Source organism: Streptomyces sp. NL15-2K (assembly GCF_030551255.1).
In the GTDB taxonomy this organism is placed as follows: Bacteria; Actinomycetota; Actinomycetes; order Streptomycetales; family Streptomycetaceae; genus Streptomyces.
Window position 1 is genome coordinate 7,606,509 of sequence record NZ_CP130630.1, and the last position, 15,971, is coordinate 7,622,479.

At 71.9% G+C, this 15,971-nt stretch carries 16 protein-coding genes; 11 read left to right on the plus strand and 5 right to left on the minus strand.

Features of this window, described 5'->3' with window-relative positions:
- The first annotated feature begins 128 nt into the window (after positions 1 to 128).
- The 5 genes from Q4V64_RS34425 to Q4V64_RS34445 all read left to right on the plus strand — a co-directional run bounded on the left by Q4V64_RS34425 (position 129) and on the right by Q4V64_RS34445 (position 6,323).
- Positions 129 to 2,705 carry a hypothetical protein gene (locus Q4V64_RS34425; protein ID WP_303713523.1) on the plus strand — a complete coding sequence of 859 codons (2,577 nt, stop codon included), beginning with the start codon at positions 129 to 131 and terminating at the stop codon, positions 2,703 to 2,705.
- A gap of 168 nt (positions 2,706 to 2,873) precedes the next feature.
- Positions 2,874 to 3,800 (plus strand): ABC transporter ATP-binding protein, encoded by a 927-nt coding sequence (locus Q4V64_RS34430; RefSeq protein WP_172629129.1) that lies wholly within the window; start codon positions 2,874 to 2,876, stop codon positions 3,798 to 3,800.
- Positions 3,797 to 4,537: an ABC transporter permease gene (locus Q4V64_RS34435; protein WP_124439336.1), complete on the plus strand. Its 741-nt coding sequence runs from the start codon at positions 3,797 to 3,799 to the stop codon at positions 4,535 to 4,537. Before Q4V64_RS34430 ends, Q4V64_RS34435 begins: the two co-directional genes overlap by 4 nt.
- Positions 4,534 to 5,712, plus strand: a complete 1,179-nt coding sequence (locus Q4V64_RS34440; protein WP_124439335.1) for a histidine kinase — start codon at positions 4,534 to 4,536, stop codon at positions 5,710 to 5,712. The genes Q4V64_RS34435 and Q4V64_RS34440 overlap by 4 nt, the downstream gene beginning before the upstream one ends.
- Positions 5,709 to 6,323 carry a response regulator transcription factor gene (locus Q4V64_RS34445; RefSeq protein WP_124439334.1) on the plus strand — a complete coding sequence of 205 codons (615 nt, stop codon included), beginning with the start codon at positions 5,709 to 5,711 and terminating at the stop codon, positions 6,321 to 6,323. Before Q4V64_RS34440 ends, Q4V64_RS34445 begins: the two co-directional genes overlap by 4 nt.
- Before the next feature lie 18 nt (positions 6,324 to 6,341).
- Here Q4V64_RS34445 and Q4V64_RS34450 read toward each other — a convergent pair whose 3' ends face one another.
- Together Q4V64_RS34450 and Q4V64_RS34455 are read right to left on the minus strand one after the other, a co-directional pair.
- Positions 6,342 to 7,193: a transglutaminase-like domain-containing protein gene (locus Q4V64_RS34450; RefSeq protein WP_124439333.1), complete on the minus strand. Its 852-nt coding sequence runs from the start codon at positions 7,191 to 7,193 to the stop codon at positions 6,342 to 6,344.
- Positions 7,194 to 7,222: 29 nt separating this feature from the next.
- Positions 7,223 to 8,272: a GNAT family N-acetyltransferase gene (locus Q4V64_RS34455; protein WP_124439332.1), complete on the minus strand. Its 1,050-nt coding sequence runs from the start codon at positions 8,270 to 8,272 to the stop codon at positions 7,223 to 7,225.
- A gap of 140 nt (positions 8,273 to 8,412) precedes the next feature.
- On the opposite strand from Q4V64_RS34455, the gene fdxA reads away from it, so the two are divergent.
- Complete coding sequence (fdxA, locus tag Q4V64_RS34460; protein WP_010047804.1) at positions 8,413 to 8,730, plus strand: ferredoxin; 318 nt, start codon at positions 8,413 to 8,415, stop codon at positions 8,728 to 8,730.
- Between the two features lie 111 nt (positions 8,731 to 8,841).
- A complete protein-coding gene (locus Q4V64_RS34465; protein ID WP_124439331.1) occupies positions 8,842 to 9,957 on the plus strand; it encodes a bifunctional succinyldiaminopimelate transaminase/glutamate-prephenate aminotransferase in 1,116 nt (371 codons plus the stop codon).
- Between the two features lie 79 nt (positions 9,958 to 10,036).
- Here the strand turns inward: Q4V64_RS34465 and Q4V64_RS34470 are convergent, their stop codons facing one another.
- Together Q4V64_RS34470 and Q4V64_RS34475 are read right to left on the minus strand one after the other, a co-directional pair.
- Positions 10,037 to 10,516, minus strand: coding sequence for an ATP-binding protein (locus tag Q4V64_RS34470; protein ID WP_124439330.1), 480 nt, complete (start codon positions 10,514 to 10,516; stop codon positions 10,037 to 10,039).
- Positions 10,517 to 10,848: 332 nt separating this feature from the next.
- A complete protein-coding gene (locus Q4V64_RS34475) occupies positions 10,849 to 11,817 on the minus strand; it encodes a heavy metal transporter (RefSeq protein WP_124439329.1) in 969 nt (322 codons plus the stop codon).
- Positions 11,818 to 11,900: 83 nt separating this feature from the next.
- Between Q4V64_RS34475 and dapE the strand changes: the two genes are divergently transcribed.
- Positions 11,901 to 12,980 carry a succinyl-diaminopimelate desuccinylase gene (gene dapE, locus Q4V64_RS34480; RefSeq protein WP_124439328.1) on the plus strand — a complete coding sequence of 360 codons (1,080 nt, stop codon included), beginning with the start codon at positions 11,901 to 11,903 and terminating at the stop codon, positions 12,978 to 12,980.
- Positions 12,981 to 13,114: 134 nt separating this feature from the next.
- Positions 13,115 to 13,873 (plus strand): TIGR00730 family Rossman fold protein, encoded by a 759-nt coding sequence (locus Q4V64_RS34485; protein ID WP_124439327.1) that lies wholly within the window; start codon positions 13,115 to 13,117, stop codon positions 13,871 to 13,873.
- A gap of 136 nt (positions 13,874 to 14,009) precedes the next feature.
- On the opposite strand, the gene folP is transcribed toward Q4V64_RS34485, so the two are convergent.
- Positions 14,010 to 14,870 carry a dihydropteroate synthase gene (gene folP / locus Q4V64_RS34490; RefSeq protein WP_124439326.1) on the minus strand — a complete coding sequence of 287 codons (861 nt, stop codon included), beginning with the start codon at positions 14,868 to 14,870 and terminating at the stop codon, positions 14,010 to 14,012.
- A 151-nt stretch (positions 14,871 to 15,021) separates the two neighbouring features.
- Here folP and Q4V64_RS34495 point away from each other — a divergent pair, with 151 nt between their 5' ends.
- Positions 15,022 to 15,378, plus strand: a complete 357-nt coding sequence (locus tag Q4V64_RS34495) for a DivIVA domain-containing protein (protein ID WP_124439325.1) — start codon at positions 15,022 to 15,024, stop codon at positions 15,376 to 15,378.
- Positions 15,375 to 15,959 (plus strand): DNA-3-methyladenine glycosylase I, encoded by a 585-nt coding sequence (locus tag Q4V64_RS34500; protein WP_124439324.1) that lies wholly within the window; start codon positions 15,375 to 15,377, stop codon positions 15,957 to 15,959. The genes Q4V64_RS34495 and Q4V64_RS34500 overlap by 4 nt, the downstream gene beginning before the upstream one ends.
- Positions 15,960 to 15,971 lie beyond the last annotated feature (12 nt).

Genomic DNA, 15,971 nt, shown 5'->3' on the forward strand with positions numbered 1-15,971 from the left:
AGTCCCGTGATGGTTTCCCTAGCGGTCGTGGGATATGCGCCAGACGTGGCCAGTATGGTGGTGCGCGCCGCCGAGTCGCCCGAGAGAGGTCGTAACGCGGGCGGCGGAGCCAACCGGGAGAACCTGCCTTGAGTCGTGAAACTGACAGTCCGTCCTCCGGGCCCAACGGGCGCGGCGGAGCCGCATACCCCTCGGGCACGCCGCCGTACGGGACGCCCACGGCTTCCGACGGCAGTCCGGACGCGGGCCGTTCGGCCGCGCGGCCGGAGGAACGCAAGACCGAGACCACGCTGACGACCCGCATCCGGATCAACATCCCCGGATCGCGGCCCATTCCACCGGTCGTCGTGCGCAAGCCCGTCGGCGAGACAGTCGAAGCCGCCGACGACAGCAGCGCGGACGCCGAGGCATCGGCGCCGGCCCCCGCCCCGTCCACGGGCACCGTCGAGCCGCCGGGCGAGCCCTCGCCGTCGGGCGAGGAGAAGACGAGCGACTGGTTCGCACCCCGCAAGTCCGGGCCCGGCAAGGGCGGTCAGGGCGGCGGCTCCACCAACGGGGCGGGGCTGCCGGGCGGTTCGGGTGCCTCCGGTGCCGCTTCCGGTACGGGTGCCGGTACTGGTGCCGGTCCGGGCGCGCCCGGTGGTGCGCGTCCCGGTGGCGCTCGCCCGGGCGGCGTCGTCGGTTCCATGAACGTGTCGGGCGGCTCCCGTCCCGGCGGCACGAACGGTTCCGGGCTCCCCGGTGCCACGGGCGGCCCCGTGGCCCCCGGGCACGGCGGCGGCACCGGCTCCTTCGACGTCACCGAGGCGCTGGCCGGAGGCCCCCTGGGCAACGGCTCCCGCCCCGGCGAGTCGCGCCGCGACGACCTGCCGTACTTCGCGGAGAACGGCAACGGCGGCCCGGGCGCGCAGGACGGCCAGAACGGCCAGAGCGGTCAGAGCAGCCAGAACGGTTACGGCGGGGGCCAGAACGGGTTCGGCGGCCCGGGCGGCCAGACCGGTGAGGGCGGTTACGGCGCTCCAGGCGGCCAGGGCGGCTACGGCAGCCAGGGTGCCGCCGCCCAGAACGGCCAGGGCGGTTACGTCGGCCAGAACGGCCCCAACGGCTTCAACGGGCCGAACGGCTCCGGCGGCTCCAGCGGCCCCGGTGGCCCGCAGGGCCCCGCGGGCCCGACAAGCGGTCCGGTCACCGGCGACGGCCCCCTCGTGCCGCCCGTCAGCAGCGGCTCCGACGGCCTGAGCGGTCTCACCGGATCCCACGGTCCCACCGGATCCCACGGTCTCACCGGATCCCACGGTCTCACCGGACCCCATGGACCCACCGGACCCCACGGACCCACCGGACCCGATGGACCCCACGGCCCCACCGGCCCAGCCACCCCCACCACCCCCGGCGGCCCCCCCGGCATGGGCACCCCCGGCGCCCCAGGCACACCCACCGGCCCCGGACCTGGCCCCGGCGCCCCCACCGGCCCCGTCCCCGCCCCCGGCCCCCCCACCGGCCTAGGCCCCGGCGGCGGAATGAGCGACGACACCGCGATCCTCACCCCGCAGAAGCCTGCCCCCGAGCCCGGCACCCCCGGCTACGGCGGCGCCCCCGGCAACGTCTCCGGACATACCGTCACCAGCGGTATCCCCGTGGTCCCGTCCGACCGGAACTCGGCCTTCCCGCCGGGCGCGCACACCGACGGACCCGTGCCGCCGGCCCCGAAGCTGCCCGAGCCGGGTGCGCAGAACGCGTCCGCGGCCTCCGCGCCCAAGAAGAAGGGGCGCAGCAAGCTGGGGCTGCTCACCGGCGGCGTGATCGTCGTCGCCGCCGGTGCCTACGGCGCCGGGCTGCTGATGAACAGCTCCGACGTGCCCAAGGGCACCACCGTGCTCGGCGTCGACATCGGCGGCGGTACCCGTGACGACGCCGTCGAGAAGCTCAACAAGACCTTCGACGGCCGGGTGAACAAGGAACTGAAGCTGTCGGTGGACGGCAAGACCGTCGCGCTCAAGCCGGACCAGGCCGGGCTCCAGTTCGACATGACGTCCACGGTCAGTACGGCCGCGAAGAGCGACTACAACCCGGTCTCCGTGATCGGCTCGCTGTTCGGCCAGCACCGGGTCGTCGAGCCGGTCATGCCGGTCGACGAGGAGAAGCTGCAGGCCGCCTTGCAGGACGCCGCCGGCGGCACCGGCTCGGCGACCGACGGCACGATCAGGTTCGAGCCGGGCAAGGCCGTCGCCGTGTACGGCAAGGCGGGCAAGAGCGTCGACGTCACCAAGTCGACCGAGGCGGTCGAAGAGGCGTTCCGCACGCAGGTGGAGACCGGCACGGCCTCCGCGGTGTCGCTCCCGACGACCACCAAGGAGCCGACGGTCTCGAAGGCCGAGGTCGACCGGATGATGAAGGAGTTCGCCGAGCCGGCGATGTCCGGCAACGTCACGGTGCAGACGGACGCGGCCCACAGCATCCCGTTCAGCCCGCAGAACTCGCTGTGGAAGTTCCTCCGGGTCAAGGCCGTCGACGGCAAGCTCACCGACGCCCCCGACGCGGCCGCTCTCAAGGAGCTCTACGGCAGCACCTTCGACGGCGTCCTGATCGCCCGGGCCAACGGTCAGAAGACGCCGGTCACGGTCGAGGACGTCTACGGCGCCCTGCGCCTGGCGCTGAAGAGCAAGACCGACCGCGTGGCCGTGATCGACACCAACCCCAGCTAGCGGAGCAGACCGCGGCCACCACGAGAGGGCATCCGGCACACGCCGGGTGCCCTCTCGTCGTACGACCACAGGGCCGCCGTACGACAGCCGCCGTATGACATCTGTCATCCGGCACTCAGGATCACCGACACTGCCGTCCCCCGGGCCCCCGCGGCCACCCTGGACGGCATGACGACAACTACGGCGACCACCACGCCGGTGGTCGGGTTCGACCAGGTGAGCAAGCGGTACGGAAGCGTGCGGGCCGTGGACGGGCTGTCGCTCGCCCTGCACCCCGGGGAGACGGTCGCCCTGCTGGGGCCGAACGGGGCCGGCAAGTCCACCACGCTCGACCTGCTGCTCGGCCTCAAGCAGCCGGACAACGGCACGGTCCGCGTCTTCGGCACGGCACCGCGCGCGGCGATCGTCGCCGGGCGGGTCGGCGCCATGCTGCAGAGCGGCGGACTGATGGACGAGGTCACGGTCGCGGAGCTGGTACGGCTCGCCTGCGACCTGCACCCGAAGCCGTACCGCACGGCCGATGTGCTGTCCCGAGCGGGTATCGCGCAGATCGCCGGCCGCAAGGTCAACAAGCTGTCCGGTGGCCAGGCCCAGCGGGTCCGTTTCGCCCTCGCCACGGCCGGCGACAGCGATCTGATCGTCCTGGACGAACCGACCACCGGCATGGACGTCTCCACCCGCCAGGCCTTCTGGGCCACCATGCGCGAGCAGGCCGACCAGGGGCGGACCGTCCTCTTCGCCACGCACTACCTCGAGGAGGCCGACGCCATCGCCGACCGCGTGCTGGTGCTGCACCGAGGCCGGCTGCTGGCCGACGGCACGGCCGCCGAGATCAAGGCGAAGGCCGGCGCCCGCAGGATCTCCTTCGACCTCCGCGACGGCCCGATCGACGAGGCCCCTCTGCGCGCCCTGCCCTTCCTCACCACCATCGACATATCCGGCCAGACCGTCCGCATCCAGTCCACCGACGCCGACGCGACCGTCCACGCCCTGTACGGCCTCGGGGTGTACCCCCGCAACCTCGAAGTCGCCGGGCTCGGACTGGAGCAGGCCTTCGTCGCCATCACCGCCGCCGAGGAGGCCAAGCAGTCATGAACAGCCTGATCAAGCTGGAACTCGCCCGCGCCCTGCGCAACCGCAAGTTCCTGTTCTTCTCGGTGATCTACCCGTCGGTGCTGTTCCTGATCATCGCGGGCAGCGCCGACAGCACGACGAAAGTCACGGGCACCGGCCTCACCCTGCCGACGTACATGATGGTCTCGATGGCCTCCTTCGGCGCCCTGACCGCCGTCCTGATGGGCAACAGCGAACGCATCGCCAAGGAGCGCGAATCCGGCTGGGTGCGCCAGCTGCGACTGACCACGCTGCCCGGCCGCGGCTACGTCCTGGCGAAGACCGCGAGCGCCGCCGTGGTGAGCCTGCCGTCGATCGTGATCGTCTTCGCCGTCGCCGCCGCGGTGAAGGACGTACGCCTGGACGCCTGGCAGTGGCTCGCCCTCACCGGCGCGATCTGGGCCGGCAGCCTCGTCTTCGCCGCGCTCGGCGTCGCCATCGGCTACCTCGCCAGCGGGGACGCGGTCCGCCCGATCACGATGATCACCTACTTCGGGCTGTCGATGCTGGGCGGCCTGTGGATGCCGACGACGACCTTCCCGACCTGGCTGCAGGACATCGCCGAGTGGCTGCCCACCCACGCGTACGCTGCCCTGGGGCAGGCGATCGAGCAGAGCCAGGCCCCGCACGCCAAGGACATCGCCCTCCTCGCCGCGTTCTTCGCCCTGTTCGCGGGCGGCGCGGCCTGGCTCTACCGGAAGGACACGCTGAAGGCGTGATCGGCGTCGGCATCGGGCAGCGCCCGGAGAATCACAGGCAACGGGTCGTCAAGTCCTTGTGGACCGGCATCTGGCTGGTGTACCTGAGCGCGCCCGTCGCCGACCTGCTGCACGGCGGCCACAACGCGGGCGTCCAGGTACTCGGCTGGATCGGCCTCGTCGCCTTCGTGGCCTGGTACATGCTGCTGGTCTTCCGCACCGGACGCGGCGAACGCAACGGCCTGATCCTCGGCTCGCTCGCGGTTCTCGCCGCCCAGTCCACGGTCCTCGCCCTCACGCTCGGCCGGGAGTGGCTGGTCCTCTTCGTGTACGTCTCGATCGCGTCCGGCGCGGCCCTGCCCCTGCGCATGGCCCGCTGGACCATTCCGGTCACGTCCGCGCTGATGGCGGCGCTCGCGCTCGTGACGCCGGGCGGCAGGTCGTTCCTGGCCGGGCTGCTGATCCCGGCGCTGCTGGGCGGCTTCGCCATGACGGGCGTACGCGAACTCGTGCGGACGGCCATCGCGCTGCGCGAGGCCCGCGCCACCGTCGCCCAGCTCGCCGCCAACGAGGAGCGGCTGCGCCTCGCCCGCGACCTGCACGACCTGCTGGGGCATTCGCTGTCGCTGATCACGCTGAAGAGCGAGCTGGCGGGCCGTATGCTCCCCGACCACCCGGACAAGGCGGCCCGGCAGGTCGCCGACATCGAACAGGTCAGCCGCCAGGCCCTGGTCGACGTCCGCGAGGCCGTCTCCGGCTACCGGCGCCCCCGGCTGTCCGCCGAACTCGCGGGCGCCCGGGTCGCATTGTCGGCGGCCGGCGTCACCCCCGACCTCCCCGCCGAACCCGACCTCACCGGCGTCCCCGACGACAGCGAGTCGGCCCTCGCCTGGGCGCTGCGCGAGGCGGTCACCAACGTCGTACGGCACAGCGGCGCCCGCCGCTGCACGGTGGAGCTGCTGCGCCGCCAGACCCTGGACGGGACGGTGCTCGAACTCTCCGTCGAGGACAACGGCTCGGGCGGCTCGGGCGAGGGCCCCGGCAACGGCCTGACCGGCCTCGCCGAGCGCCTGGAGAAGGCGGGCGGCTCCCTGGAGGCGGGCGGCTCCCTGGAGGCGGGCGGTGCCCGGCACGGGTTCCGGCTGGTCGCCCGCGTGCCGACGGGCACCGCCCCGGACGTAGGATCCCGGGCATGACCCGCACGATCAAGGTCCTGCTCGCCGAGGACCAGTCGATGGTCCGCGAGGCACTGGCCGCCCTGCTCGGCCTGGAGGACGACATCGAGGTCGTCGCCCAGGTCGCCCGCGGTGACGAGGTACTGGCCGCCGCACGCGCGCACGACGTCGACGTGGCCCTGCTGGACATCGAGATGCCGGGCGCGACGGGCATCGAGGCGGCGGCGCGACTCCACCGGGAACTCCCGGCGTTGAAGCTGGTCGTCCTCACCACCTTCGGCCGCCCCGGCTACCTCCGCAGCGCGATGGAGGCAGGCGCCGACGCCTTCCTGGTCAAGGACGCCCCCGCCGCCCAACTGGCGGAGGCGATCCGCAAGGTCCTGGCGGGAGACCGGGTCATCGACCCCACCCTGGCGGCAGCGGCCCTCGCGGAGGGCGCGAACCCTTTGACGGACCGCGAGCGGGAGGTGCTGCGAGCGGCAGCGGACGGCTCCACGAACGCGGAGCTGGCGGCGACCCTGCACCTGTCCCAGGGCACGGTGCGCAACTACCTGTCCACGGCGATCCAGAAGCTGGCGGTACGGAACAGGGCGGAGGCGGTACGGATCGCACGAGAGAAGGGTTGGCTGTAAACCGCCCGAACCGCACCCTCAATTCAGCATCGCTCGCGCGGCATGAGCCTGCTGCCGCACCCGCTCCGCGGCCGGCTCATCCACCGCCCCCACCACATCGGCATAAGCCTCAAGCTCCGCCGCCCCCTCGACGAAGTCACCCCGCTGCACCAACAACTGCGCCCGCTCATACCGCAACCGGGCCGGATGCGAAGGCAACAACAGGGCCAACTCCACCGCCCACAAGGAGACATCCGACCGCTCCGGCCGAGCAGCCGCCCACGCCCGGATGTTGTTCAGGATCCGCGCGACCACCTCCAAAGGCTCCGCGGGACCAAGCATCGACGGATGCAGGGACGCCCCCGTGGCCCCCGCCACCAACACCTCCGCATCGGCCCCGCTCAGCACCCGCCCCCCGTCGAACGGATCGGCCAGCACCTGCTCCTCCAGGGCCCCGAACCCGACCACGAAGTGCCCCGGCAGAGCCACCCCGTACACGTGGGCCCCGGCCCGTCGCGCGACCTCCATCCACACCACCGACAACAGGATCGGCAGCCCACGCCGCCGCACCAGCACCTGGTGCAGCAACGACGACTCGAGCCGTTGATAGTCCGCGGCGGAGCCGCGAAACCCACACCGGTCCCCGAGCAGCTCACGCAGCGCCACGGCCCAGGAGCGCGGCCCGCCGGGCCGGAACGGCAGCTGCCCGGCCAGCCGGTCCAGCTCGATCTGCGCGGCGTCCAGGCCCGCCTCGTCCAGCGTCCCGTCCGCCTCCGCACCCACCAGCAGGCACAGGGCGGACAGATCGGGCCGTTCGGAGCGTGCCTCTTCGGCGAACCGCCGCCGCACCTCGGCGGACCGCTCGGGCGATGGGGGGTAGGGGGGACGCATAGCTGGCTCGTGCCCTTTCACGGCGATCGCTACCGGCCGCCGCCGGATGTTCCCGGCGCCCGGTAGTGGTGGTACGCGTGATGCGCGGCGAAGCCCATCCCGGCATACAGCTCCCGCGCCCCCGCGTTGTCCGTCTCGACCTGGAGCCAGGCGGCCGAGGCGCCCTCGTCCAGGGCCTGCCGGGCGAGCGCCGCCATCACGGCCGAGGCCAGCCCCTGGCGTCGTAGCGCCGGATCCACCTCGACGGCGGCGAAACCGGCCCACCGCCCGTCGACGACACACCGCCCGATGGCGGCGGGCGCGCCCCCGGCCTCACCGGGAACCGTGGCGAACCACACCGAGGGCCCTCCCCCACTCTCGGCTTCGCTCGAGCGGGGGGACCCCCATCCCAGCACCTTCAGGGCCACCTCGCTCATCCCCTTGCGCTGATACCGCGCCAGCCAGTCCGCACCGGCCTCCCGGGACAGCACCACCCCGGTCGGCTCGTTCCGGTCGGCGACCGGAGCCAGTGCCCCGATCCACATCTCGGCGCTCACCTCCCGCACCCAGCCCCGCCGCTCCAGCTCCGCGCACAGCATCTCCTGCGTGCCCTCGGCGCCGGTCGCGGTCTGCACATAGGCGGGCAGCCCACGGTCGCCGTACCACCGCCGTACGACGCTCAGGGCCTCGTCGAGGGGTATCCCGGGGTCGCCGAGGGGCAGCACCGAATTGGCACGCCGGGTGAATCCGCCGGCTGCCCGCAGCTCCCACTCGCCGAGCCGCTCGCTCTCCACCGGCCGCCAGGCGCGCGCGGAGACGCGCGCCAGTTCCTCGTACGAGGCCGCGGGGCCCCGTCGCCGGGCGGGTGCGGGGGGTACGACCTTGCCGGCGACCAGTGTGGATTCCGGGATCCGGACGGTTTCCCCGTCGCGGCGCGTGATCAGCAGCACACCGTCGTTCCATGATGTGAGAACACCCACCGTGTCGGTGAACTTCTCCTGCGAGGCTCCAGGTTCCCCCAAGCGCCGTACGGAGACCCGTTTACCCACGTCAGCTGCGGTGATACGGACCACAAGGCGCCCAGTCGACGAGATTTCCACAGGTCAGTTCACCCCTCCTGTTCGGATCATGCCCAGGAACGGAGATACTAGGGGCGGGCATCGACGACGCCGCGCTCCCGCGCGCCAGGCGGCGGAGCCTGTGGAGGCCCGCCAGCGCCCTATCGAGGAGGAACGACAGCGTGACCTACGTCATCGCGCAGCCTTGTGTCGACGTCAAGGACAAGGCGTGCATCGAGGAGTGCCCGGTCGACTGCATTTACGAGGGCTCCCGGTCCTTGTACATCCACCCGGACGAATGCGTCGACTGCGGGGCTTGTGAGCCGGTCTGCCCGGTCGAGGCGATCTTCTACGAGGACGACACTCCGGAGGAGTGGAAGGACTACTACAAGGCGAACGTCGAGTTCTTCGACGAGCTCGGCTCACCCGGCGGCGCCAGCAAGCTGGGCCTGATCGAGCGCGACCACCCCTTCATCGCCGCGCTGCCGCCGCAGGCCTAGTGAGGCCGGCGGGCGACCGCAGCCGCGCCGCCTCGGTCCCGTACGGCCTGATCACCTTGATCGCCGTACGGGACCGAGGCGTTTGCCGCACCAGAAAGTGAGCCAGATCCCGTGTCCGCAGTCTCCGACCGTCTCCCCACGTTTCCCTGGGACAAGCTGGCGCCGTACAAGAAGACGGCCGCCGCGCACCCGGACGGCATCGTCGATCTGTCCGTCGGCACCCCGGTCGACCCGGTCCCCGAGCTGATCCAGAAAGCGCTGGTCGCCGCGGCGGACTCGCCGGGCTATCCGACCGTCTGGGGCACGCCCGAACTGCGCGACGCGATCACCGGCTGGGTGGAGCGCCGGCTGGGCGCGCGTGGGGTCACCCACCGCCACGTCCTGCCGGTCGTCGGCTCCAAGGAACTGGTCGCCTGGCTCCCGACCCAGCTGGGTCTCGGCCCCGGCGACAAGGTGGCCCACCCCCGCCTGGCCTACCCGACCTACGAGGTGGGCGCGCGCCTCGCCCGCGCGGACTACGAGGTCTACACGACGACGTCAGGCGCTGACGCGCCGGGCCCCACGGACCTGGACCCGGCGAACCTGAAGCTGCTCTGGCTGAACTCGCCGTCCAACCCCACGGGCCAGGTGCTGAGCAAGGCGGAGCTCACCCGGATCGTCGCCTGGGCCCGCGAGCACGGCGTCCTGCTCTTCTCCGACGAGTGCTACCTGGAGCTGGGCTGGGAGGCGGACCCGGTCTCCGTCCTCCACCCCGACGTGAACGGCGGCTCGTACGACGGCATCGTCGCCGTCCACTCCCTGTCCAAGCGCTCCAACCTGGCGGGCTACCGTGCGGCCTTCCTCGCCGGCGACCCGGCCGTCCTCGCGCCGCTGCTGGAGATCCGCAAGCACGGCGGCATGATGACCCCCGCGACCACGCAGGCGGCGGTGGTGGCGGCCCTGAGCGACGACACGCACGTTCACGAGCAGCGGGAGCGGTACGCGGCCCGCCGTACGGCCCTGCGTGCGGCCCTGCTCTCCCACGGCTTCCGCATCGAACACAGCGAGGCCAGCCTCTACCTCTGGGCGACGCGCGACGAGTCCTGCTGGTCCACGGTGGCCCACCTGGCCGACCTGGGCATCCTGGTCGCACCGGGCGACTTCTACGGCACGGCGGGCGAGAAGTTCGTACGGGTGGCCCTGACGGCGACGGACGAGCGGGTGCGGGCGGCCGTAGAGCGTCTGTAACCGCTGTGGCACACATGGCTACGGGGTCCAGGAGACATCCCTGGACCCCGTAGCCGTACAGCCGGGCGGCAAGCCGCCGTCAGCCGAGGGGAAGCCCCTTCGCGGGCAGCTTGGCGGTCGACGGCAGCCCACCCTTGGTCAGCGAGTCCGTCGGCAGCCCACCCTTCGTCAGTCCGCCCTTGGTCAGTCCGCCCTTCGTGGCGCTCGACGCGGTGTCACCCACGATTTCCCCGGCGGAGCCCGCCGCCTCGCCCGCGGCCTTCTGCAGCGCGGGCGTCGTCTTCTTCACGGCCTTGCCACTGGTCTTGCCCGCGGCCGGCACAGCCTTCTTGACGGCCTTGCTGCCGGTGTCGCCCGCGGTAGCGGTCATCTGCTGAGCAGCACTGTCGACCGTGTTGCCGACGCTCGCCCCGTCCAGGGCGGTCAGCCCGCCGACGTTCGGGGTGGCGGGCAGTTCGGGGGCCGCACTCGCGGAGCCGGCCGCACCGACCCCGGCAGCCGCTCCCGCAGCGACGAGCAGCGCGGCACGGGCGATCCGTCGGGTCAGGGGGAGGGACATGTTGCTCCTTTGACGGGAGGGAACGATGAAGTGTCCGACCAAGCCCGGAGGTTTGATATCCGGTCTCGGACGCAGTGACTACCGCTCGAAGCCCGGGAAGGTTGCGGCACCGCAATGTAAAGAGTTGGCAATGCGTCGCATTATCGCCTGCGGATAAAAACGGGCAAAAAGTATCTGGTCGAAGTTCGCCGAATCCTTACAGCCCTTTGTTTCCAAGGTTTCGGCAGATGCGGGGGTGACCCGGCGAATACCTGCGCACACCGCCGGCGGTATCCGGCCCACGTAACCCTTGCGGGTGAGCTCTCGTACTGGTGCTCGTACCGCTGTTTGTCCTACCGCGCCGTGACGATACGGACCGCGCCCGTGTCCTTCTCCGCGGCGCCGGCCCGCTGCGCGCCGGCCGCACGCCACTGGCTGTCGGTGTTCCCGGCGGTCCACACCCGCCCGGCGTACGAGACGCGTTCGATGTGCAGTGCGGAGGCGTTGGCCACCGCCCAGTGCGCCAGCTGCCAGCCGCGCTGCCGAAGGCTGCGGCCGTCGCCCGAGGGCGTGTCGTCGGTCACGGGGATGGTCACGGTCCGCCTGTCGTCCGCGTTCACGGAGGGCGACGGCGTAGGTGTCGCCGCGCCGCCCACCTCCGCCCCGGCCGGCTCCAGCTCGTCCCGCCCGAAGTCCCGTGCGAGCGCGGACCGCACCGCGTCCGGACCTGCCGCCTGGGTGGCCGCGGGGCGCCCCGCGCAGGTCAGTGTGGCCGCCGACTCGCCGGTGAGCGCGGTGGCGAGCAGCGCGGCGTCCGGCTCGTGCTTGGCGTACGCCGTCGGAAAGCCGCTGCGCTGCACGCGCTGCGCGGCGACCGTCAGCGGAAGTTCCGTGTAGTCGCGCACCTTGGCCAGGTGCTTGTAGAAGATGTCCGCCGAGTACGTCGGGTCCATGATCTCCTTCGGCGTGCCCCAGCCCTGCGAGGGCCGCTGCTGGAACAGGCCGAGCGAATCCCGGTCGCCGTGGTCGATGTTGCGCAGACCGGACTCCTGGAGCGCGGTGGCGAGTGCGATCGTCACGGCCCGCTCGGGCATTCCTCGCGCGGTGCCGACGGCCGCGATCGTCGCCGCGTTCACGGCCTGTTCCGGCGTGAATTCGTACGCCGCTCTGCCGCCGTTTCCCGAGACGACCTTGCATCCAGTGCCCGCGCCGGTGACGTACTGCACCACGAGATAACCGGCGACCGCACAAAGGACCACGACGGCCGCCACGAATCGGAGGAGGCGGCCACGACGCTTGGGAGAAGGGGACTGCTCTGGCACGGGGCACAACATACTGGAGAGTACGGCGCTTGGTGTGCCAGGTGTGGAAAGTCGGCGAAGGTCTGGGGGTTAGGCTCGACAACATGGCCGACACCCCACTTGACCTCACGCTGGACGCCGCGCGGCTCACCGCGCAGCTCGTCGACTTCCCCTCCGAGAGCGGCACCGAGAAGCCGCTCGCGGACGCGATCGAGACCGCCCTGCGTGCCCTGCCGCACCTGACGGTCGACCGGTACGGCAACAACGTCGTCGCCCGCACGAACCTGGGCCGCCCGGAACGTGTCATCCTCGCCGGCCACATCGACACGGTCCCCATCGCGGGCAACGTCCCCTCCCGGCTCGACGCCGAGGGCTACCTGTGGGGCTGCGGCACCTGCGACATGAAGTCGGGCGTGGCGGTGCAGCTGCGCATCGCGGCGACCGTCCCGGCCCCGAACCGCGACCTGACCTTCGTCTTCTACGACAACGAAGAGGTCGCCGCCGATCTGAACGGCCTGAAGCATGTCGCCGAGACCCACCCGGAGTGGCTCAAGGGCGACTTCGCGATCCTGCTGGAGCCGACGGACGGTCAGGTGGAGGGCGGCTGCCAGGGCACGCTCAGGGTGTTCCTGAAGTTCACGGGGGAGCGGGCGCACTCCGCGCGCGCGTGGATGGGCTCGAACGCGATCCACGCGGCCGCACCGGCCCTCGCCAAGCTCGCCGCGTACGAGCCGCGCACGCCGGTCGTGGACGGCCTGCGGTTCCACGAGGGCCTCAACGCCGTGCGCGTCGAGGGCGGCGTCGCCACGAACGTCATCCCCGACGCCTGCACCCTCGTCGTCAACTTCCGCTACGCGCCGGACCGCAGCGAGGCGGAGGCGGAGGCGTTCGTCCGGGACTACTTCGCGGACTGCGCAGTGGACGAGTTCGTCGTCGACGACCACACGGGCGGCGCCCGCCCCGGCCTGACCCACCCCGCCGCGCAGGCCTTCATGGCGGCCGTCGGCGGCGAGGCCCGCCCCAAGTTCGGCTGGACGGACGTGGCCCGCTTCAGCTCGCTGGGCGTACCCGCCGTGAACTACGGCCCCGGGGCCCAGCTGCTCGCCCACAAGGTGGACGAGCGGGTGAAGGCGTCGCTCATCCCGCAGGCGGAGCAGCGTCTGAGGAGCTGGCTGACGGCGTGAAGGCGGTCGGGGGGCGGCGGGCGTGCTTCGGGAAGCTTCAGGGCGCTTCATGGCGGACATGCTCACGTCCCCCGACCGTAACCCGCGTAGATCTACGCTGAGCCGGAACGACCCGCAAGCTGGAGGGAGCGCACATGGCTACTGGCAACCCCGAGGGCAAGAAGCAGCCACCGGAGGAGCAGCGCCTGGGACCGGTCCTCCGGAGGCGGGGCCAGGTCCAGGCCAGCACGACCGACCAGCGTCTGCTGGACGCGGGCGGCCCCTCGGACTGGGTCCACACCGACCCCTGGCGGGTCCTGCGCATCCAGTCGGAGTTCATCGAGGGCTTCGGCACGCTCGCCGAACTCCCGCCCGCGATCAGCGTGTTCGGCTCGGCGCGGACGCCGCAGGACTCGTCGGAGTACGAGGCGGGTGTGCGGCTGGGCCGGGGGCTGGTCGAGGCCGGCTTCGCGGTGATCACGGGCGGCGGCCCGGGCGCCATGGAGGCGGCCAACAAGGGCGCCCTTGAGGCGAACGGCATCTCGGTCGGGCTGGGAATCGAGCTTCCCTTCGAGCAGGGGCTGAACCCCTACGTCGATATCGGGCTGAATTTCCGGTATTTCTTCGTCAGAAAAATGATGTTCGTCAAATACGCGCAGGGCTTCGTGGTGCTGCCGGGCGGGCTGGGCACGCTGGACGAACTCTTCGAGGCGCTCACCCTGGTCCAGACCCAGAAAGTGACCCGCTTCCCGATCGTCCTCTTCGGTACGCAGTACTGGGGCGGCCTCGTGGACTGGCTGAGGAACACACTGATCGCCCAGGGCAAGGCGTCGGAGAAGGACCTGCTGCTGTTCCACATCACGGACGATGTGGACGAGGCGGTGGCGTTGGTGTCCAAGGAGGCGGGGCGCTAGCCATCTCAGCCCGTCCGGCGTTTGAGGACGAGGCCGTTCGGGCCGAAGCGGGGGTCTGGGGGCGGCAGCCCCCAGAGACGGGACGGGAAGGGGCGGCGGGGGCGACCGCATCCATCAGCGGCTCCGCCGCGGGCCCCTACGCCAGCCCCCTCCGCGCCACCGCCGGTGCCCGGTGCCCGGCGATCGACGCCACCATGTCCAGCACCTGCCGGGTCTCGGCGACCTCGTGCACCCGGTACACCTGAGCACCGAGCCACGCCGACACGGCCGTCGTGGCCAACGTCCCCACCACGCGCTCCTTCACCGGCCTGTCCAAGGTCTCGCCCACGAAGTCCTTGTTGGACAGCGACACCAGCACCGGCCACCCGGTGGCCACCATCTCACCCAGCCGCCGCGTCGCCTCCAGACTGTGCCGCGTGTTCTTCCCGAAGTCGTGCCCGGGATCGATCAGCACGGATTCCCGCGGCACCCCCAGGGCCACCGCCCGCTCGGCCAGCCCCAGCGTCACCCGCAGAATGTCGGCCATGACGTCGTCATACGTCACCCGGTGGGGACGGGTCCGAGGCTCCGCACCCCCCGCGTGCGTGCACACCAGCCCCACGCCGTACCGCGCCGCGACCTCCGCCAGCCCCGGGTCCACCCCGCCCCACGCGTCGTTCAGCAGATCCGCCCCGGCCTCGCAGACCGCCTCCCCGACCTCGGCCCGCCAGGTGTCCACGCTGATGACGACGTCCGGGAAGCGCCGCCGCACCTCCGCCACGAAGCCGACCGTCCGCCGCGCCTCCTCCTCGGCGGTCACCTCCTCGCCCGGCCCGGCCTTGACCCCGCCGATGTCGACGATGGCCGCCCCCTCCGCCACCGCCTGCTCCACGCGCGCGAGGGCCGGCTCGTCGCGGAAGGTCGCACCCTGGTCGTAGAAGGAGTCCGGGGTCCGGTTGACGATCGCCATGATCACCGGCTCATGGGTACCGAATTCACGCCTGCCCAGCCTGAGCATCCCCTGTGACCTCTCCTGGTTCGTCCCGGCAACCGGCCGCCTGAGACCCTGACTGTCAGACTCGCATGGCACGATCGGAGCCTGACACACCTGATACCTGACACACCTGGCACATTCGACACCGAACACAAAGAGCGTGGGGGCTCCGGCGATGGTTATGTTCTTGTTCCTGGTCATCGCGCTGGCCGTGGTGGTCGCCGCGGTGACGCTCGCCGTGGTGGGCGGCGGCGAGGGCGACGGCCCGCTGCCGGAGGCCGCCCCCGAAAGACTGCGGGACTCCCTGCCCCCGGACCGACCGGTGAACCGCGCGGACGTCGAGAGCCTGCGCTTCCCGCTCGCCGCGCGCGGCTACCGCATGGCGGACGTCGACGACGCGCTCAGCCGCCTGGGCGCCGAGCTCGCCGAGCGGGACGCCCGGATCGCCGACCTGGAGTCCGCGCTGGCCGGCGCCCAGGCCACCGCTCACGTCTCCATGGAGAAGCACGGCCGGCCGGAGGAGCAGCGGTGAGCGACGACGGCGCCCTCGCCGGCCCGGACGGCGCGCTGCGCTGCCCCTGGGCCCTGTCCACGGCGGACTACGTGTCGTACCACGACGAGGAGTGGGGCCGCCCGGTCCACGGCGACGACGCGCTCTTCGAACGCCTCAGCCTGGAGGCGTTCCAGTCCGGCCTGTCCTGGATCACGATCCTGCGTCGCCGCCCCGGCTTCCGCGCCGCCTTCGCCGACTTCGAGATCACGAAGGTCGCCACCTTCACCGACGGCGACCGCGAGCGTCTGCTGGCCGACTCGGGCATCATCCGCAACCGCGCCAAGATCGACGCGACGCTCGCCAACGCGCGCGTGCTGGCCGACTGGGCCCCGGGCGAGCTGGACGACCTGATCTGGTCCCACGCCCCGGACCCGGCCACCCGCCCGGCCCCGAAGACCCTCTCCGACGTCCCGGCGGTCACTCCCGAGTCGACGGCCCTGTCCAAGGCTCTGAAGAAGCGGGGCCTGCGTTTCGTCGGCCCGACGACGGCGTACGCACTGATGCAGGCCTGCGGGCTGGTGGACGACCACCTGGAAGCGTGCGTGGCGAGACGGGGCTGATCTCGGCCAGGA